Source organism: Halonotius pteroides, from assembly GCF_003605635.1.
GTDB lineage: Archaea > Halobacteriota > Halobacteria > Halobacteriales > Haloferacaceae > Halonotius > Halonotius pteroides.
On the sequence record NZ_QMDW01000009.1, the window covers coordinates 21,336 to 39,145 of the forward strand.

The window sequence follows — 17,810 nt, forward strand, 5'->3', positions numbered from 1 at the left end:
GTTAGAAATCCTCCACGTCACGCCCGCCGCGCGGGGTGACAAGGAACGTCCGGTAGTCGTTGCTCCAGGTTTCCGTTTCGTGGTTGCCGATGATCAGCGAGGTGCCCATCCCTGACACCTTGTCGTCGTGGGCGGTCGCCTCGCCGAGTGTCGTGATGACGTGGCTCTCGCCGTTGCGGCCGGCGTCGTCGCGGCCGGCGTCGTTGACGATCGAGACCAGCGCGTCGTCAGTCCGCTCCTCGCGGACGATGTCGACGGCCCTCTCGTAGTTACGCCAGCAGTTGTAGAGGACGATGACGAAATCGCTGATCGCGGCGGCGCGCAGTTTCTCCTCGATCTCTTCCCACCCGCGCCACTTGTCCGAGAGTGAAATCGTACAGAAATCGTTGCACAGCGGCGCGCCGACCATCGCCCCGCCGCCAAGCGCGGCGGTGACGCCGGGGACGATCTCGATGGGAACGTCCGTCGCGGCTTCCTCCTCGGCCATCTTGAAAATCAGGTCGGATTTGCCGTACACCGAGGGGTCGCCACCTGAGACGTGGGCCACGTCGTCGCCGGCGCGGACGCGCTCGAAGGCGACCTTCGCCAGCTCGATCTGTCTGCCCATCGTCGAGCGGATGATCTCCTGTTCGTGGCCGTTCTCGCGGGTGACTCTACCCTCGTCGTCGACCTCCTCGGCGGGCGGCAGCGTGCCGTCTTCCCGCAAAAACGCCTGATAGAGGTCGGAGGCGATGACGCAGTCGGCTGTTTCGATGACTGTCTTTGCGCGTTTGGTCATGTCGGCCGGCAGGCCAGGGCCGATGCCGACCACCGAGAGGACGCCGAGGTCGTCGGGGCGGTCGGCCGCCGTCGCCGCGGTGTGCTTCCCGTCGGCATCGACTGAGTCGCTGCTCATTGGCCGATCGCCACCGTCACCTCGTTGTCGTAGCTCTGTTTTTCGAGCAGGAGTTCCTGCTCGCGGCCGCCGGCGATGGCCGAGGCCTCCGAGATGCCCGGCCAGCCGATCAGTTCCTTCGATTTCGATGGGCTCGGTCCCTCGTGGTCGAGCAGGGTCTCCTTGTTGAAGACGACGACGCCGAGGTCGAGTTCCTCGGCGGCTTCGAGCAGCCCCTCCTCGTCTTCTTTTCGCGTTGCCGTCGCAACGAACTCCACATCGTCCATCTGGTAGTTGGTTTCGGCGAGGGCGTTCTCCCACGCCGTGATGAACGAGTCAGCGGCCGCGCCGGAGACGCTGCCGGTGCCGAGGACGATTCCCTCGTCTTTGTTCCGCTTCAGAACGGTCACGTCGTCGCCGACCAGCACGGCTTGTGGGCCGTCGAGCCGGGCGACGGGGCCGAGTTCGTCGTCCAGCACGGCGAGATTGGTCTGGATCGTCGAGCGGCCGTTGACGACGTGGGTGTCCATCGCCTTCGCGCGGGCTTCGACACCCTGCTTGCCGGCGGCCTCGCTCGCGGTCGTCATCGCCGGGATCGCGCCCATCGTGGCGAGATCCTGGGCGACCTGGTTCGCGCCGTGGTGGCCGCCGGTGATCGGGATCGCCCACGTGAGTTCCTCGTCGACGACACAGATCGCGGGGTCGTCCCACTTGTCGTCGAGCAGGTGGGCGGTTTTCCGCATCGCAATGCCGCTGGCCATCAGGCCGACAAAGCAGTCGTACTCGCCCCAGTGCTCGTCGAAGACCTCGCCGTGGTACTCGATAATGTCGATGGACTCGTAGCGGTCGCCGAGTTCGGCCTCGATCTCTTCGGCGGTGTCCATCTTCCGACCGAAGGAGATAATCGCGATCTCCTCGGCGACCTCGCCGTCGCTGTCGGGCGTGCTACAGTGGCCACCGCTGTCGGAGTTGTCGCTCGTCTCGCTGTTCGTCGTCGTGGATTCGTTATCCGTGCTCATTGGGTTGTCTCCGCTGGATCGGTCTGTTCGCTGTCCGTTGATTCGTTCTCTGCATCAGCCTCGCCATCGCTGTCGGGGCCACGATCAGCCCAGCCATCGTAGAGGTAAGATCGCTCGTAGCCCGCGCCGGTCACGGCGTCGCCGATGATCACCATCGCGGAGGCGCGGTAGCCGGCCTCCTCGATCTTGTCGCCGATGGTGCCGATGGTACCGACGAGTACGTCCTCGTCGGGCCAGGAGGCGTGGTAGACGACGGCGACCGGAATCTCGGGGTCGTGGCCGTCGTCGATGAGTCGATCCATCGTGTCGGCGACGGCGTGGGTACCGAGATAGATACAGGTCGTCACGTCGCCCATCTCGACAAACTCGCCGATGTGGTCGTCCTCTTCGGTCAGCGTCTTGCCCTGCGGGCGGGTAAACGCGACGTGGTTCGAGACCTCGTTGAGCGTAAGCTGGGTTCGCAGGGTCGCACTCGCCGCAAACGCCGAGGTGACACCGGGGATGAAGAACGTCGAGACGCCTTCATGTTCGAGGGCGTCCATCTGTTCGAGCGCCGCGCCGTAGATCGCCGGATCGCCGCTGTGGAGTCGGACGACGTTGTCGCCGGCCTCGTGGGCGTCCCGCATCAGCGGGATCAACTCCTCGAGATCCTTACCGATTGAGCTGACCGTCTCGGCGTGGTCGCAGTATTCCTCGAGGAGTTCGCTGTTGACCAGCGAGCCGGCGTGGACGACAAGGTCGGCCTCTTCCAACAGTTCCTTGCCGGCGACCGTCAGCAGGCGTGGGTCACCGGGGCCGGCTCCGACGAACGGAATTCCCTCCTGCTCGTCGCCGGCATTGTGCTCAATGATCCGGTCGTCGAGTTCGGCGCGTCGCTGCTCGCCTTGGGCGTTGATAGCCGATTGTGGATCGGTGTCGTCGCCGTCAGTCTCAGCTGGCTCGCTCATGCGCGCTCCCCCACCCCGGTCGCGTCGCCAAGCTCCTCGAATCGGGCGGTCGCGGGTTCGATATCGAGGTCGCGCTTGACCGCATACGCCAGCGTGTAGTAGTCGCGCTCGTCGATGTCCGCTGGATCGTCAGTGATGACCGTCTCGCCTTGCTCCATGTAGAGCCGACGCCCGTAGGTTACGTCGTAGCCAGCGGCGACCAGCTTCTCGTGGGTCGCCGGTGCGTCGGTGATCTTGAACAGGATCATCCGGTCGGGGCCGGTCGGCGCGTGGCCGTTGGCAGCCTCCCGTAGCGCGAGCCCCGCGCCGGCTTCGATCTCGACATCAAACGCGGTCGCAAACGCCGTCATCGCGCTGACGCCGGGGACGATCTCGACGTCAACGTCGGGATGGAACGCATCGAGCGTTCGCCGCAGATGGCCGAACGTCGAGTAGACGTTCGGGTCGCCGAGCGTGACGAAGGCGGCGTCGTTGTCGCTGGCCTGCGGGGCAATCTCTGCGGCGGCCTCTTTCCACGCCGCCCGTAGCTTCTCCTCGTCGCGTGTCATCGGGAAGTCGAGGTCGCCGATTTTCGATTCCGGAACGTGGTTCAGCGCGACCGTCCGCGAGAGCCGGCCGGGCGAGTAGACCACGTCAACGCTTTCCAGCACCTCCTTGCCGCGCACTGTCACCAGGTCGGCCTGGCCGGGGCCGAGGCCGATACCGTAGAGTGTCACCGTGTGGCCTCCGCTGGTTCGCCGTTGTCGCCGTCGCTTTCGTCGTCACTGCCGCTCGCACTGCCAACGAGCATGTAGACCGGGTTGTCGGAGTTGAAGCTCGTCGCGCCGGCGAGTTCGTAGCCGTGGCTGACCTGGAACTGGACGACCTCCTCTAAGATCTCTCGCTCGCGGAACGCCTCGGTCGCCTGGCCGGCGATTTCGAGCCGCGAGACGTTCATGACGATCCGGTCGACCTCGGTGTTGACGGCGTGATCGAGGACGGCCTCGAAGTTCCGGCTGCCGCCGAGAAAGAGGGCGTCGGCGTCCTCTGGCAGCCCCTCGGGGGCTTCGGCGTTTCGAAGGTCGATATCGGCGCTGATTGACTCCTTGTTGGCCGCAAGGTTCTGTTCGGTCACGTCGAGACGGTCGGCCTTGCGTTCGAGCGCGGTCACGCGGCCGGCGCGGCGAGCGGCTTCGATGGTGACCGCGCCGGTACAGGAGCCGACCTCAGCGAAGTGATCATCCGGGCCGAGGTCAAGTTTGCCGAGCGTGACCGACCGGACTTCCGACTTGGTCGGCCCCGCTTTGGCGTCATGTGGCAGTGCGATGGGCATCATCACGACTCTCAAACCGAACCAATAAAACAATTGTGCTTGGGGTAGAGAAAGTTAGCTTGTATCCGGATCACACTGACTACCGGAACCTAACGGTGTCCCGTTGCCGATATCGCAGCACAGACAGCACGAACAAGTGTCTGGCACTCAGAGCGGTCAGAAATTAATAGATATATCCGACACCCATACATGCACAACCTATATGAAATTCTGTGATGAGTGTGGGTCGCTGATGCACACGGAAGGTGACACCTGGGTGTGTCGCTCCTGTGCAAACGAGGAGTCGCGGGACGCCGAGGCAGAAGCGGCGATGACGACCCGAGATGGACAGCAGAACGACGAAGCCCCCGCCGTCGCCGACGCGACCCAAGAGGCCAGTGAGACGGTTCAGGAGTCCTGTCCGGCCGAGGACTGCGACAGTGATCGGGCCACCTCCGAGATGATGCCGAAACCGGGCGGTTCCTACGAGGTTCGGCTGTTCACCTGCGTCGAGTGCGGTCACAAGTGGCGCGCGTCCTGACGGCGTCTTCTTCCTGCTGGGTCGTGGGCTTCACCCGCTGCATCTCCCTCTTGTACTCGCTTTCTCAGATGACGGTTGGCAACGAATATCAGGTGGCCATTGCCGCCCCAAACCTGCCTTTTCGCCTCCCTCGACGTCATCAGTACTCCGCTGACCACGCCCGTCTCACGGCTCGATCCGGTCGAGAAACCGGTCAAAGGCCCCGCTCGCGGCGTGCACGTGAGCGTAGGTCCCGAGCGAGTCGTAAGCCATGAGACCGTCGTGGTCGCCGTCGATGCCGTCGCCACGGCGCACGTCGAATGCGAAGCGGGCGTCGCTGTCGACGCTGGCCTCCGAGTAGTGGAACTCGTGGCCACGGAGCGTTTCGCCACGGTCGGCCGTGAGCGTCCCTGTCGTCGCATCGAGTTCGATGTGATCGAGTGCCTGATACCGGTCACACATCGTCACGTCCGCCGGGAGAATCCCAGCCATCGCGTGACCCTCGCCGTCAGTCGTCGTCAGCGACTGCGCCATCGTCATCAGACCGCCGCACTCGCCGAACACCGACAGACCCTCGCTGGCGCGGTCGGCGAGATCGTCCAGCGTCGGCGACGACGCCAACTCTTCGGCGTGGAGTTCTGGATACCCGCCCGGCAGATAGACGCCATCGCAGTCGGGGAGTGGATCGCCAGCGACCGGCGAGAACGTCCTGACGGTTGCCCGCTCGCGGAGGCGTTCGACCGTCGCGGGATACCGGAAACAGAAGGCCGCGTCGCTGGCGACGGCGACAGTTGCGCTCGTCGGCTCGGCTGCGGGCGAGCCGGATGCGTCCATTTCGGCGTCGCTGCCTCTGGGTTCGCGCGCAACCTCGACCAGCCGTTCGGTTTCGAGGTTTTCGGCCGCCTCGTCGAGTGCGTCGTACGGGAGGGCGGCCTCGTCGCCCATTTCGAGACCGAGATGCCGATCCGGGATTTCGAGGTCGCTAGACGGTTGAATCCGCCCGAAATATGCCATCTCGTCCGGCAGCGCGTCCCGAATCCCCTCGGCGTGGCGGCCGCCGTGGGCGCGCTGTGCGACGACGCCCGCCACGTCGATCTCGCGGTCGATGGTCGCCGCATACTCTCGAAAGCCGTAGGCCGTGGCGGCGACGCTCTCCATGCCGGCCTTGGCGTCGACGACGAGCACGACCGGCAGATCGAGGGCTTCGGCGACCATCGCAGTGCTTGAGCCATCGCCGTCGTAGAGGCCCATCACCCCCTCGACGACGCAGATATCGCCCTCGCCGCGGGCGTAGTTGCGAGTAAGGCCGGCGTCGCCTTCGAGCCACAGGTCGAGCGTACGGGAGGGCCGGCCCGCAATCGCCTCGTGGTGGCTCGGATCGATGAAATCGGGGCCGGCTTTGGCTGGCTGGACGGAGTAGCCCGCGCCGTCGAGTGCGCGAATGATGGCGAGCGTGGCGACCGTCTTGCCGACGCCGGAGCTGACGCCGCCGAGGACGAAGCCGTTCATGCTGGTCTCTGGCTGGCTGACTGTGAGTGATACATTGTTGCGGTATACTGTGGTTGCCACCGAGTCATCAAAACCTGTTCGAAGCTCTCAGGAGTCCTTTCGGTAGGCATCGATATCGACGACGCGCCGGGTCTCGGGATGCGTGCAATCGCTGTCACTGGAGACGAGCGTCGCGTCCAGTTCGTCGGCGACTGCCACGACGAGCGCGTCAATCGCAGTCAGGTTTGGGCCTTCCGGGCCGATCTCGTCGGCGATCTCCGCCGCCCGGACGGCCGTCGATGCGTTTGTCTCGACGACATCGACCCACGAGAGTTCGGCGCGTGCGTCCTCGATATCCGTGGGCGCGCTGCTGTGAACGGTGCCGAGCAGGTATTCGGTATAGATCGGTGCCGGAGCGACGAACTGTTCCTCGGCGTGATCAAGCAGGTACTCTGCGGCTGCCTCGACACCGTTGCCGTAATCGATCAGAAACGATGCATCGAGAACTCTCATTCGTCGGTTCGGGCCTCTGTCATCGCCGATACGCGGGAGTCAGACTCTTGGTTTCCTCGCTCGTGAACCGCACGCATCGCCTCGGCACGATCCGTGCCGCTGAACGCCCCGAAGCCGGCGAGCAGGTCGCGGTCGTCGTCCAATAGCCGTTCGAGCACGTCGTTGAACGATTCGCCCTCGTGCCGCCGCTGTTCGAGTTCGCGTTTGACTGACTCGCTAACACGAATCTGTTTGTTGGCTGTACCCATTGTATGTCAACGTAGTCGTTGACACGAATTAATCGTTTGGCTCACTCGACGTCTCGACGGACTGCCAGCACCGACAGATCCGAAAACGGCGTTGAGTCGGCTCCAGACCCGCCGGCATGGTCGGCAAGGTCGCCCAGCGAACGTCGACTGATCGACTCGTCGTCGTGAGTGAGCCTTTCGAGTACGAGCGCGTCCAGCGCGGAATCAGCACCTGCGTTGAGCAGGTTGGCCGCGATATCGCCGGGCATCCAGTCGAACGGCCGCGGCAACACGAGCAGGTGTCTGTCGCCGACGGCGGCTGTCAGCCGCGCGACATCGTCGCTGATGTCGCCACTCTTGTGCAGCGTGACGAACTCGGTGTCCTCCATCGGCGTGCGGGCGCGACTCGCCGCGATCTGGAGCGACGAGATACCGGGAATCACGCGAACCGGCCGGTCGACCACGTCCTGCACCTTGCCGACGAACTGGTAGCCGGAGTGGTTTGGATCGCCCATCAGCACCGCCGTCCCGCGCTCGCCGCTGGCAACGCGGTCGGCGAACGTCGTCAGGGCCTCCCGTTCGTCCTTGTAACCGCAGGTCAACAGGTCGGCGTCGGTTTCATGGGTGATGAAGTCGACGACGGTCTCGAAGCCGACGACGACATCAGCGTCTTCGATAGCCTGCCGCCCCCGCGGCGTGAGATAGTCGAGATTGCCGGGGCCGATACCGACCGCGTGAACGGGGGCAGCGTCAGCATCGAGCGTTTCGGGTGCAGCCGCTGCAACGGTCGCCGGATCGGGGCCGGAATCGAGGTCGTACCCGCTCATGAGTTCGACTCCAGATCGATCTCGCCGTCGCGGGCGTCGCTGGCGACGTGGATCAACTCGTTTGTCAGCGCGGCCGCCAGCCCGCTGCCGCCGCGGCGACCGACGTTCGTGATCGCCGGCACGTCGTACTCGGCAGCGACCTCACGGATTCGCTCGCGGCTCTCGACGGCTTTCACGAAGCCGACCGGCGTGGCGACGACGACGGCCGGTCGGGTGCCGTTTTCGATACAGTCCGCGAGCGCGAAGGCGGCCGTCGGCGCGTTGCCAACAACGGCGATGGCGTCCTCGTAGACGCCCTGCTTGTCGAGTTCGAGCACCGACGCGGCCGTCCGTGTCATCCCCGTCTCCTTGGCGAGTTTTGCGCCGTTGCCGATGGCCTTGCGCTTCTCGCAGTTGTGGCCGCGGCCCGTCACGCCGGCTTTCGACATCGTGATATCGGTGACGATGGTCGTCTCGCCGTTGACGGCGCGTGCGCCGGCCCGGATCGGCGCGGCGGCGTCCGCGTTGCCGTCGCTGTCGGTGCCGGTGAACCGGAGTAGATGCTGGAACTCGATGTCGCCCATCGAATGGACGGCCTTCTGGCGGAACCGATCAGCAAGCGTCTCGTCGGGGACGAACCCCCGGACGATATCCATGCTCGTTTCGGCGATATCCATCGCCTCCTCGGTCGTCGCGCCGAGGTCGGCGTACTCGTCGTCGACGCCGTCGCTGTCGCCTGATGCCGCGTTCTGTTCAGTCATCAGCAGCCTCCGGGGCTGGGTCGCTCGCTCGTGCTTCGAGGTCGCCCTCCACGCTGAGGTTGATATCGCGGAGCTGATCGACGGTTTCGTCGTCGGCGTCCCACAGCTCGCGGTCGATGGCCTCCAGCAGCGTGTCGGTGATCGATTCGAGCGCCCAGGGGTTCACGTCGCGCATCCATTTCTGTCTGTCGTCGTCGAGAGCGAACTTCTCGGCGACGTCTTCCCAAAGCGTGTCGCTGATGACGCCGGTGGTGGCGTCCCAGCCGAGCACGACGTCGACCGTCGTCGAGAGGTCGCCCGCGCCCTTGTAGCCGTGATCCTCCATCGAATCCAGCCAGTCGGGATTGAGGACGCGGGCCCGCATCGCCTTCCGGACTTTCTCCTCGTTGGTATACACGTCGACGTTCTCGGGGTTCGAGGAGTCGCCGACGTAGGAGGCGGGTTCGCTGCCCGAAATCTCGGAGACAGCCGAGATAAAGCCGCCGTGGAAGGCGTACCAGTCCGAGGAGTCGAGTTCGTCCTGCTCCATCGTGTCCTCGATTTTGACCGTCGCATCGACGCTCGATAGGCGTCGCTCGAAGCTGTCGTGGGCCTCGCTGACCTTCCCACGTTTGCCCATCGCGTAGCCACCCCACTGGACGTACACGTCGGCCAGATCCGCGCGGTCGTCCCAGTTGCCCTCGTCGACGGCCTTGTTCGTGCCCGCGCCGTAGCCGCCCGGCCGGGTCGTGAAGACGCGCTCGGTCGCCGCGCTCTTGGCCTCGTCGGGATCGAGCCCTTCGGCTTCCAGCTCGTCGGCCTCCTCCTCGACGTGTTTCTTGATGTAGTTCATCTCGTGGGGTTCGTCCAGATCGACGACCGCCGAAACGGCGTCGTGAATGACACCGGCTGCGGCGGGGAACGCATCGCGGAACAGTCCCGAGACGCGTGTCGTCACGTCGATTCGTGGGCGGCCGAGTTCATCAAGGTCGATTGGCTCCACATTGTCGATCCGGCCAGCGTCCGTCCAGACCGGCCGCACGCCCAGCATCGCCAGCACCTGACCGATGGTCTCGCCCTTCGTTCGCACCGTGGGCGTCCCCCAGGCGACGACGCCGATCTCCTCGGGATATTCGTCGTGTTCGTCGTGGTGGCGGTCGAGGACGCCCTCGGCGACGTTTTTTCCGACCTGCCACGCGTATTTCGCCGGCACCTTGCGCGGATCGAGTGTGTAGAAATTGCGCGCTGTCGGCAGCAGATCGACGCCGCCACGCGTCGGCGCGCCGGAACCGCCTGGCGGGACGTAGTCACCGTTGAGCGCGTCAGCGGTTCGGGGAATTTCGTCTTCGGCTCCCTGCACTCGCGGGGCGGCCTCCTCGCAGATGAACGCGAGTGCCTCCCGGAGGTCGTTGTGTGCGCCGGAACTCGCCCGCCCGTCGCCGAGCGTGTCGATATCGACGACGAGTAGATTGATGTTGACCTCGTCGTCGGGGCCGGCTTCTCGCTCGGAGTCCGGCACATCGAAGTCGTTGGCTGCGAGGGTTTCGACCAACTGCACACAGGTCTCGTGGACATAGTCGGCCGCCTCGGCGTATGTCATCCCGAGATCGTCGGCGTACTCGCCGGGACGGTTTCGCATCGCGTCGTAATCGACGCCTAGCGCGCCGGCGACGCTCTCGCGGAGGCTCGGCGTGTCGCCGTTTTCGAGCCGCGTGAGCGCGACCAGATACTCGACCAGCCGGTCGTCGACCGGCGGTTCGCTCATCGTATGCAGGCCGAGCCGGATCTGGGTCGTCTTTACGTCCGTCAGGTACTCGTGAACCCGCTCGACCAGTTCGTCGATCCCGACTTCGTCGCCATCGACATCGCCCTCGGCGAGCGTCGAGCCGGCCTCGTCGGGGCCGCGAACCTCCATCTGTTCGTCGATTTCGCCGCTCGTCCCGAGTTCGACCGCGAGATCGAGGTCGTCGACGCGCTCACGGATGAGGTCTTCGAGCTGTTCGCCGCTGTCGCTGCGGGCGTCTTCCATCCCCGCCTCGCGGTACTCATTGGCGAGTTCCTCCAACTCGCTGAGTTCGTCGTAGGTGCCGGCGTTGGCCATGACCGGCGTCAGGTAGTCGACGATGGCAGCGTAGGAACGACGCTTCGCCTGGGTTCCCTCGCCGGGGTTGTTGACGATGTACGGATAGACGTTCGGCAGATCGCCGATCAGCTGGTCTGGCGCGCTCGCGCCGTTGAGCCCGACGGTTTTACCGGGCAGCCACTCCAGCGAACCGTGGGTACCGAGGTGGACGACGGCGTCGGCCTCGAAGCTGTTTCGCAGCCAGGCGTAGAACGCGTAGTAGTCGTGTGGCGGCTGGAGATCCGAATCGTGATAGACCTTCGCGGGATCCATCCCGAACCCGCGCGGCGGCTGGACGGTGACGAGCACGTTGCCGAACTCCGCGCCAGGGATCGCAAACGGCCGGTCGGGTGGGTCGCCCCACTCCTCGGTGATGTTCTCCTGAAATCGCTCGTCGGCGTCGGCGAACCACTCGCGGTACTGGTCAGTGGAGACGACATCGACCGAGCGGTCACGCACGTCCTCAGGGGCGACCCAGCGGTTGTCCAGTGTGAGCTGGCTGGTGAGCGTGTCGATCAGTTGCTGGCCCGACGCTGGGCGGCTGTCGCCGAGGTCGTAGCCGCGAGCGTCGAGTTCCTCAAGAAGGTTGATCGTGCTCTCCGGGGAGTCGAGCCCGAAAGCTGTCCCGATACCGTCGTCGCTCGGCGGGTAGTTGTGCAGGACGACGGCGACGGTTTTGTCGTCGTTGTCGAGATAGCGGAGTCGCGCCCAGTTGACCGCCAGCCGGGCGGCGTGATCGACGCGCTCTTGGATCGGGAAGTGGTGTTTCGGCGCGCTGCCGATGTCGGCGGCGTCGTCCATACGCTCCTTGCCGGAGATCGGATGGGTGATGACGTTGCCGTCGAACTCGGGGAGTGCGACCGAGAGGGCGAGTTCGAATCCCATCACGCCGGTGTCGCTGGCCTCGTAGCGCGACCGCGAGCGCATCGTCGTGATCGTCTGGAGAACGGGTACGCCGAGGCGGTCGAGGAAGACATCCTCGGCCGAATCGCCCTCGTCGCTCGCCGAGCGGCCGCGTTCGTCCATCGACAGCGAGAACATGAACGAGGAGAGGACGGCATCGACGACTGGCTCGCCGTCTTCCAGCAGCCAGTTGTCGGTCACCCACTCGGCGTTCTCCTGGCCCTCCTCGTCGGCGGCCGGATTACAGAAGACCGGAAGGGCGTTCGCACCCTGCGATTCGAGCGCGCGAACCTGTGAATCGACGTAGCGGGTGTTCTCGTGTGTCCAGTGAGATTCGTAAAACCAGATCGCAACGGTCGGTTTCTCGGGGTCGAACGTCTCGCGGAGGGCGTCGTACTCGATGCCGGGGTGGTCGGGGTGATAGACGCCTTCGGTCGGGAGCTCTGTCGGGTCGTCGTACTCGGTCTCGACGCCGCCGTACTCGCTGGCGAGGAACCGACAGCAGTGTTCGACGTTTATCGTGCCGCCGCGTTCCAGGTACTCGTAGATGTGGTCGCGGTCGGCGTCGGCGACGGAGGTGTCCTCGAAGGCGAAGGCGTCGCCGGTTCCCTTGACGATCAGCGGGACGCCAAGTTCGCGCAGGCGATCGACAGCGTACTCGTAGCCGGGCATGCTGTCCTCGCCGCCGTGGAGCCAGAGAACGACCGCCGCCGCATCTTCGCAGTCGTCGACGAACGCCTCCACGTCCGTCTGGTCGTCGAGGTCGCCCTCCGAGCGGACGATGAGATCGATACCATCGAGTCGGCTCGCCGCCCGCTGGACGGAGCCGAGTTCGTTTTCGGTTGCCGTATAGAGGCCAATCCGTGTCATCTTTATAAACCAGCGTTGTAGTAACGCAAGTATGGTTGCAGACCCGGCGATCAAAAAACTGTCGTCAATGCCTTTCCCGGCTATCGTCGGCCAGGATGATCTCAAACAGGTGCTGTTGCTCGCTGCGGCCCACGACGACCTCAGCGGCGCGGTCATCACCGGCGAGAAAGGCACCGCGAAATCGACCGCCGTGCGCGCCCTCGTCGATCTGCTGCCCGAACAGCAGGCTGTCGCCGACTGTCCCTACGGCTGTGCTCCCGACGACCCAGCTAGCCAATGTGAGGACTGTCGCGCCCGCGATCGCGATGATCTTACCGTCGAGACACGACAGGTGCCGCTGGTCACGCTGCCGCTTGGGGCGACCCGCGACCGCGTTGTCGGTACGCTGTCGGTCGAAGACGCGATGGCCGGCGACGCCGAGTTCGACCCTGGCCTGCTCGCAGCGGCTAATCGCGGCATCCTCTATGTCGACGAGATCAATCTGCTCGACGACCACCTGGTCGATGTTTTGCTCGATGCGGCGGCCAGCGGTGTCAACACGGTCGAACGCGACGGGATCAGCGTCTCTCACCCCGCGGAGTTCACGCTGATCGGGACAATGAATCCCGAAGAGGGTGACCTCCGGCCGCAGCTCCGCGACCGCTTCGACCTCCAGGCGACGGTGACGGGGTGTCAGGATCTTGCCGATCGTGTCGACATCATCGATCGCGCGCTTGCTGAGGGCGACGACGAAACCGTTGCCACGGAGTACGGCGATGCGGTCGCTGATCTCCGCGAGTCGTTGCGAGTCGCCCGCGAGTCAATCGACTCCGTGTCGCTGCCGACCGAGTTCAAGCAATCGATCGCCGAACTCTGTACGGAAGCCGGCGTCGACGGTCACCGCGCCGACATCGCCACGGCGCGAGCAGCGATCGCCTCGGCCGCGCTGGATGGACGCCCGAAAGTCATCGAATCCGACGTACAAGCAGCGGCGAGATACACTCTCCCCCACCGACTCAAGAGCCAACCCTTCGAGGAGCCGCCCGATCCAGAAGAGTTGCTTGACGATCATTTCGACGACGAGGACACTGGTGGTGAGGATGATGCTGAAAGTACTGACGACAGCGATGTCGACGAATCAGGCGATGCCGAGGGCGCAGATTCAGCGGACGAAAACGAGGAGGCCGGTGGATCCGACGACGGCAACAACAGCACACGCGACGATGAAGCCGCTGACAACGGCGGTCGCGACACCGACAGCGAGGGGAGTGATGAGAATAATCAAAGCAAAGACCCAGCCCCCAGCGGGGCCGATAGTGGGTCGGATAGCGGGCAAGCCGATACTTCGGAACGCGGTGGAGACAGCGACGATGGAGACGACCCGGGATCGACTGAAAGCGACGATGAAACCGAGGGCACACCGCTCGTTCCCGGTCAGCAGCGGGCCGGCGTCGGCGACGCAACCGCGCCCGATATCGACGACACGGTCGACGAAGCCGATAGCGGCGAAAACAGCGGATCACCGGGACAACGCAGCCACCAGCAACAGGCTGGCGGTCGTGGAACGCGCGTCCGCACCGAGCCAGCGACGGGCGAGGCCCCGGTCGATGCCGCCGCGTCGGTGCGGACGGCCGCGAGTCGTGGCCACAACCGAGTCGAAACCGACGACCTCCAGCAGTCGGTGCGGGAGTGCGAGCAAGCAGCGAGTATCGTGTTTGCGGTCGACGCCAGCGCGTCAATGACGCCAGCGATGGAGACCGCGAAGGGCGTCGTCCTCGAACTCTTGCGGGACGCCTACGAGCAACGTGACGAGGTCGCCTTCGTCGCCTTTGGCGGCGACGATGCGGAGGTCTTGTTACCGCCGACCCGGAGCGTCTCGCTGGCCGCGCGGCACCTCAAATCGTTGCCGACGGGCGATCGAACGCCGCTGCCGGCCGGCCTCTCGACGGCTGCCACAGTCCTCGACGACGCCGACTCCTCACTTGGTGTGGCTGTCATTATCACCGATGGCCGGGCGAATGTCGCTGACGGGAGCCCAACGCAAGCGACACGCCGGGCAGCCGAGCAGTTGGCCGGTGTCGCTACCGCTGTTGTCGTCGTTGCGGCCGGTACTGCTGGTCGTGGGCTCATCCCGACAATCGTTGAGGTGGCTGGCGCGGAGACGGTGCCGCTGTCGAAGCTATCGCCACAGGTGGTCACTACTGCGGTGGCGCAGGCCCAGCAGGCCGGTGACGCTGGGCCGTCACAGCCTGAGTCCTGAACACAGTTGTCCAGCCGCCGTGTGACAGCTGTCGATCGGCCACAAACGGCGATACAATTAACCCTCCTGCAGCCGCTTTTTCGCTATGGCTGACCAAGCCAACCCTTTTGAAAGCCTACAGACACAGATTGAGGCGGCGGCCGCCTACACCGATGTGTCATCTGATATTATTGAGCGACTCAAACACCCCGAACGAGTCTTAGAGACGAACCTCTCGATCGAGTTGGACGACGGCACGGTCGGGGTATTCAAAGCATTCCGCTCACAGTACAACGGCGACCGCGGGCCATATAAAGGCGGTATCCGGTATCATCCGGGCGTCACCCGCGATGAGGTCAAGGCACTCTCCGGCTGGATGGCCGCAAAATGTGCGATTGTCGATATCCCGTACGGTGGCGGGAAAGGCGGGATCGAGATCGATCCCGGGGAGCACAGCGAGAGCGAACTTGAGCGGCTCACCCGTGCGTTTGCGACCGAACTCCGTCCACTGATCGGCGAGGATCGAGACATCCCCGCGCCGGATGTCAACACCGGCCAACGAGAGATGAACTGGATCAAAGACACCTACGAAACGCTGGAGCAGACGACTGCTCCAGGTGTCATCACCGGGAAAGCCATCGACTCCGGCGGCTCCGAAGGGCGTGTTGAGGCGACCGGTCGGTCAACCATGCTGGCCGCTCGGGAGGCCTTCGAGTGGCTCGGTCGTGATCTCGCCGATGCGACCGTTGCCGTTCAGGGCTACGGCAACGCTGGTGCGACCGCCGCTCGGCTTATCGACGAAGCCGGCGGAACTATTGTTGCCGCCTCTGATTCGACCGGCGGCATCTACGATCCGGCTGGGTTTGATGCTGCTTCGGCCGCCGAGCACAAAGCCGAGACCGGCACCGTGGTCGGCTACAACGACAGCGAGGAGATCACAAACGAGGAACTGCTCACGCTGGATGTTGATCTGTTGGTTCCAGCGGCCCTCGAAAACGCGATCAACAGGTCGCTGGCCGCCGATGTCGAGGCTGACCTGATCGCCGAGGCCGCAAACGGGCCGATCACGCCCGCCGCCGACTCGGTGCTGACCGAGAAGGATGTCTACGTTGTCCCCGATATCCTCACCAATGCCGGCGGCGTGACCGTCTCATACTTCGAATGGGTGCAGAACCGACAGCGGTTCTCGTGGACGGAAGCACGCGTCAACGACGAACTTGAACGGGTTATCACGACCGCCTTCGATGATCTCATCGAGGCGTTTGATGCTACCGAGACGCCGAATCTCCGCACCGCGGCCTACGTTGTGGCGATCGAACGGATCGTCAGCGCGTACGACCAGGGTGGCAACTGGCCGTAACGGCCGCGTCACTCCCCTGTGGTGGCTGTTTCAGCGGTGGTTCGTTCGTTGAGGGTACGCCCAAGCGTTACCGCGATCGAGTCGGGGGCTGATTCGACAAACCGAGCGATTTCCTCACCATCATGCTCGACGACAACAGTCGGGATGTACTCAATCCCATATTCGTCGACGCCCGGCCCGGTCTTCGAGCCGTCATCGTTCTTTTCAACCGGGTAGTGTTCGATCCGGTCATTGTCGACACCGGCGTTATTAAGCGCCGCGCCGAAGGCCGGTAGCTGCTCCTGACAGTCGATACACCAGTCGCCGCCCCAGACGTGAAACGTGTAGTCGGCGGCCGCCAGCGCGGTGATCGCGTCCTCGCTGCCGTGGGTTGGTTCCCATCCGTCGGCCGGCGTCATCGTTTCTAATTCCATAGCCGTTGTTGCCCGCCGCGAAATAAAACCCTCCCGGCGTCGGTGGTCGCGGTCGGTGTAGCCTCGGTCGTCATGCGTTTAGGCCTGAAACGCAAACCGCCGCCAATGGACGACACTATCGTAGACACCATCGGCTCGCCGTTAGTCGAGGTCGACGCCCCCGAGGGCGCGACCATCGCCGCGAAGATCGAGTCCCAAAATCCCGGTGGCTCCGCGAAGGATCGCGCCGCGCTGTGGATGATCGAGGCCGCCGAACGCGACGGTGAGCTCACCGGCGACGACACCATCGTCGAACCGACAAGCGGCAACACCGGCATCGGGATCGCCATGGTTGGCGCGGCGAAAGGCTACGATGTCCAGATCGTGATGCCGGCCTCGAAATCCCCCGAACGCCGGTCGATCATGCAAGCCTACGGGGCTGATCTTGAGCTCGTCGAGGGTGATATCTCCGACGCCAAGGATCGCGCTGATGAACTGGAAACAGAGCAGGGTTACGTGCAACTCCGCCAGTTCGATAACGCCGCGAACCCACGATCCCACTACGAGTCGACCGGCCCCGAAATCCTCGATCAGGTCGGCGACCGCGAGATCGACGCGCTCGTCGCGGGTGTGGGCACCGGCGGAACGATCACCGGTATCGGCCGCCGGCTCCGCGAGGCGTTCCCTGAGATAGAGATCGTCGCGGTCGAACCTGATGACTCTGCGGTCATTTCCGGTGACGAACCAACCGGCGATAGCTTCCAAGGGATGGGGCCGGGGTTTATCAGCCCGAATCTTGATACCGATCTGCTCGATGACGTTGACATCGTCTCCGCTGACGACGCCGAAGCCGAGTGTCGTCGCCTCGTGAGCGAGGAGGGGATCTTTGTTGGCCAATCAAGCGGGGCGTCAAACCTCGCTGCCAAGCACCTTGCCGAGCGATTGGTTGAGGATGGCCACGACGAGCCACTCGTGATTACGGTTTTCTGGGACAGCGGCGAACGCTACGTCTCGACAGGAATGTTCGACCCCGAGTAACCGGCCTGATGGCGAGCGGGCGGATTAGCTCAAAATTCGTCTTCGCTCACCCGAACAACCACCGTTTCGTCGATATCCCGCAGATCATACTCCGGGATCTCGCCGTCGACACGGGTCACGTACATCGGCTCGACAAGTTGGTCGTCATCGACACCGTAGACACAGAGCCGTTGGTCGGTTTCCTCCGGTGGCAGTTCACGATCGCGGACAGCGGTCGCGAGATCGCGTGAGAGCCACTCGGTCTCGCTAATGCTCGGCTCTTCGACGAGGGCGGTGTCGGCGAATCGAACCAGATACCAGTTGAGGTCGTTAAGCAGGGCGACCGCGGCCCCGAGGCTGACCGTCTCAAGCGCGATAGCGTTCTCGAAGGGCTGGCTCAGGTCGTAGGTTGATAAGGCGGCGCGTGCCGTCTCCCGGGAGAGCAGCTCGTATCTGAGATCAACGTCGTCGCTCCCAACAAGACAGACACGGGTCACGCTCGG

Annotated in this window: 17 protein-coding genes; 4 read left to right on the plus strand and 13 right to left on the minus strand. The window is 64.4% G+C overall.

From position 1 onward, the window contains the following. Nucleotide 1 precedes the first annotated feature (1 nt). Genes DP106_RS07820 through cbiT form a run of 5 tightly spaced genes read right to left on the minus strand, consistent with a single transcriptional unit; the run spans nt 2 to nt 4,155 of the window. Nucleotides 2-895 carry a precorrin-3B C(17)-methyltransferase gene (locus DP106_RS07820; RefSeq protein ID WP_120084522.1) on the minus strand — a complete coding sequence of 298 codons (894 nt, stop codon included), beginning with the start codon at nt 893-895 and terminating at the stop codon, nt 2-4. After that, a complete protein-coding gene (gene cbiG, locus DP106_RS07825) occupies nt 892-1,893 on the minus strand; it encodes a cobalt-precorrin 5A hydrolase (protein ID WP_120084524.1) in 1,002 nt (333 codons plus the stop codon). The genes DP106_RS07820 and cbiG overlap by 4 nt, the downstream gene beginning before the upstream one ends. Beyond that, nucleotides 1,890-2,840 (minus strand): cobalt-precorrin-4/precorrin-4 C(11)-methyltransferase, encoded by a 951-nt coding sequence (locus DP106_RS07830; RefSeq protein WP_120084525.1) that lies wholly within the window; start codon nt 2,838-2,840, stop codon nt 1,890-1,892. The genes cbiG and DP106_RS07830 overlap by 4 nt, the downstream gene beginning before the upstream one ends. Further along, nucleotides 2,837-3,556, minus strand: a complete 720-nt coding sequence (locus DP106_RS07835) for a cobalt-factor II C(20)-methyltransferase (protein ID WP_120084527.1) — start codon at nt 3,554-3,556, stop codon at nt 2,837-2,839. The genes DP106_RS07830 and DP106_RS07835 overlap by 4 nt, the downstream gene beginning before the upstream one ends. Beyond that, nucleotides 3,553-4,155 (minus strand): precorrin-6Y C5,15-methyltransferase (decarboxylating) subunit CbiT, encoded by a 603-nt coding sequence (gene cbiT, locus DP106_RS07840; RefSeq protein WP_120084528.1) that lies wholly within the window; start codon nt 4,153-4,155, stop codon nt 3,553-3,555. Before cbiT ends, DP106_RS07835 begins: the two co-directional genes overlap by 4 nt. Nucleotides 4,156-4,354: 199 nt before the next feature. On the opposite strand from cbiT, the gene DP106_RS07845 reads away from it, so the two are divergent. Next, nucleotides 4,355-4,672 carry an RPA12/RPB9/RPC11 RNA polymerase family protein gene (locus DP106_RS07845; protein WP_120084529.1) on the plus strand — a complete coding sequence of 106 codons (318 nt, stop codon included), beginning with the start codon at nt 4,355-4,357 and terminating at the stop codon, nt 4,670-4,672. Nucleotides 4,673-4,837: 165 nt separating this feature from the next. On the opposite strand, the gene DP106_RS07850 is transcribed toward DP106_RS07845, so the two are convergent. The 6 genes from DP106_RS07850 to cobN form a co-directional block, all read right to left on the minus strand. Then, on the minus strand, nt 4,838-6,160 hold the full coding sequence (locus DP106_RS07850) for a cobyrinic acid a,c-diamide synthase (protein ID WP_120084531.1): 1,323 nt from the start codon (nt 6,158-6,160) through the stop codon (nt 4,838-4,840). An 87-nt stretch (nt 6,161-6,247) separates the two neighbouring features. Next, nucleotides 6,248-6,652 (minus strand): PIN domain-containing protein, encoded by a 405-nt coding sequence (locus DP106_RS07855; RefSeq protein WP_120084533.1) that lies wholly within the window; start codon nt 6,650-6,652, stop codon nt 6,248-6,250. Then, nucleotides 6,649-6,900, minus strand: a complete 252-nt coding sequence (locus DP106_RS07860; protein ID WP_120084534.1) for an antitoxin VapB family protein — start codon at nt 6,898-6,900, stop codon at nt 6,649-6,651. Before DP106_RS07860 ends, DP106_RS07855 begins: the two co-directional genes overlap by 4 nt. A 41-nt stretch (nt 6,901-6,941) precedes the next feature. Then, nucleotides 6,942-7,706 (minus strand): cobalt-precorrin-7 (C(5))-methyltransferase, encoded by a 765-nt coding sequence (locus tag DP106_RS07865; RefSeq protein WP_120084535.1) that lies wholly within the window; start codon nt 7,704-7,706, stop codon nt 6,942-6,944. Next, complete coding sequence (locus DP106_RS07870) at nt 7,703-8,446, minus strand: precorrin-8X methylmutase (RefSeq protein WP_120084537.1); 744 nt, start codon at nt 8,444-8,446, stop codon at nt 7,703-7,705. The genes DP106_RS07865 and DP106_RS07870 overlap by 4 nt, the downstream gene beginning before the upstream one ends. Further along, entirely contained in the window at nt 8,439-12,320 is a 3,882-nt protein-coding gene (gene cobN / locus DP106_RS07875; RefSeq protein ID WP_120084538.1) for a cobaltochelatase subunit CobN, read from the minus strand. Before cobN ends, DP106_RS07870 begins: the two co-directional genes overlap by 8 nt. A 31-nt stretch (nt 12,321-12,351) precedes the next feature. Between cobN and DP106_RS07880 the strand changes: the two genes are divergently transcribed. Both DP106_RS07880 and DP106_RS07885 read left to right on the plus strand, forming a co-directional pair. Continuing rightward, a complete protein-coding gene (locus DP106_RS07880) occupies nt 12,352-14,559 on the plus strand; it encodes a VWA domain-containing protein (RefSeq protein ID WP_120084539.1) in 2,208 nt (735 codons plus the stop codon). An 85-nt stretch (nt 14,560-14,644) separates the two neighbouring features. Next, nucleotides 14,645-15,898 carry a Glu/Leu/Phe/Val family dehydrogenase gene (locus DP106_RS07885; protein WP_120084541.1) on the plus strand — a complete coding sequence of 418 codons (1,254 nt, stop codon included), beginning with the start codon at nt 14,645-14,647 and terminating at the stop codon, nt 15,896-15,898. An 8-nt stretch (nt 15,899-15,906) separates the two neighbouring features. On the opposite strand, the gene DP106_RS07890 is transcribed toward DP106_RS07885, so the two are convergent. After that, nucleotides 15,907-16,311 carry a thioredoxin family protein gene (locus DP106_RS07890; protein ID WP_205738905.1) on the minus strand — a complete coding sequence of 135 codons (405 nt, stop codon included), beginning with the start codon at nt 16,309-16,311 and terminating at the stop codon, nt 15,907-15,909. 105 nt (nt 16,312-16,416) lie between these two features. On the opposite strand from DP106_RS07890, the gene DP106_RS07895 reads away from it, so the two are divergent. Next, a complete protein-coding gene (locus tag DP106_RS07895; RefSeq protein WP_120084543.1) occupies nt 16,417-17,328 on the plus strand; it encodes a PLP-dependent cysteine synthase family protein in 912 nt (303 codons plus the stop codon). A 29-nt stretch (nt 17,329-17,357) separates the two neighbouring features. On the opposite strand, the gene DP106_RS07900 is transcribed toward DP106_RS07895, so the two are convergent. Further along, nucleotides 17,358-17,804 (minus strand): DUF5804 family protein, encoded by a 447-nt coding sequence (locus DP106_RS07900; RefSeq protein ID WP_120084544.1) that lies wholly within the window; start codon nt 17,802-17,804, stop codon nt 17,358-17,360. Nucleotides 17,805-17,810: the final 6 nt, after the last annotated feature.

What these genes read in the sequence shown, in the direction of transcription:
- DP106_RS07820 (WP_120084522.1), bottom strand. Translation starts at nt 895, where the DNA reads ATGAGCAGCGACTCAGTCGATGCCGACGGGAAGCACACCGCGGCGACG.
- cbiG (WP_120084524.1), bottom strand. Translation starts at nt 1,893, where the DNA reads ATGAGCACGGATAACGAATCCACGACGACGAACAGCGAGACGAGCGAC.
- DP106_RS07830 (WP_120084525.1), bottom strand. Translation starts at nt 2,840, where the DNA reads ATGAGCGAGCCAGCTGAGACTGACGGCGACGACACCGATCCACAATCG.
- cbiT (WP_120084528.1), bottom strand. Translation starts at nt 4,155, where the DNA reads ATGATGCCCATCGCACTGCCACATGACGCCAAAGCGGGGCCGACCAAG.
- DP106_RS07845 (WP_120084529.1), top strand. Translation starts at nt 4,355, where the DNA reads ATGAAATTCTGTGATGAGTGTGGGTCGCTGATGCACACGGAAGGTGAC.
- DP106_RS07850 (WP_120084531.1), bottom strand. Translation starts at nt 6,160, where the DNA reads ATGAACGGCTTCGTCCTCGGCGGCGTCAGCTCCGGCGTCGGCAAGACG.
- DP106_RS07855 (WP_120084533.1), bottom strand. Translation starts at nt 6,652, where the DNA reads ATGAGAGTTCTCGATGCATCGTTTCTGATCGATTACGGCAACGGTGTC.
- DP106_RS07860 (WP_120084534.1), bottom strand. Translation starts at nt 6,900, where the DNA reads ATGGGTACAGCCAACAAACAGATTCGTGTTAGCGAGTCAGTCAAACGC.
- DP106_RS07865 (WP_120084535.1), bottom strand. Translation starts at nt 7,706, where the DNA reads ATGAGCGGGTACGACCTCGATTCCGGCCCCGATCCGGCGACCGTTGCA.
- DP106_RS07870 (WP_120084537.1), bottom strand. Translation starts at nt 8,446, where the DNA reads ATGACTGAACAGAACGCGGCATCAGGCGACAGCGACGGCGTCGACGAC.
- cobN (WP_120084538.1), bottom strand. Translation starts at nt 12,320, where the DNA reads ATGACACGGATTGGCCTCTATACGGCAACCGAAAACGAACTCGGCTCC.
- DP106_RS07880 (WP_120084539.1), top strand. Translation starts at nt 12,352, where the DNA reads ATGGTTGCAGACCCGGCGATCAAAAAACTGTCGTCAATGCCTTTCCCG.
- DP106_RS07885 (WP_120084541.1), top strand. Translation starts at nt 14,645, where the DNA reads ATGGCTGACCAAGCCAACCCTTTTGAAAGCCTACAGACACAGATTGAG.
- DP106_RS07890 (WP_205738905.1), bottom strand. Translation starts at nt 16,311, where the DNA reads ATGGAATTAGAAACGATGACGCCGGCCGACGGATGGGAACCAACCCAC.
- DP106_RS07895 (WP_120084543.1), top strand. Translation starts at nt 16,417, where the DNA reads ATGGACGACACTATCGTAGACACCATCGGCTCGCCGTTAGTCGAGGTC.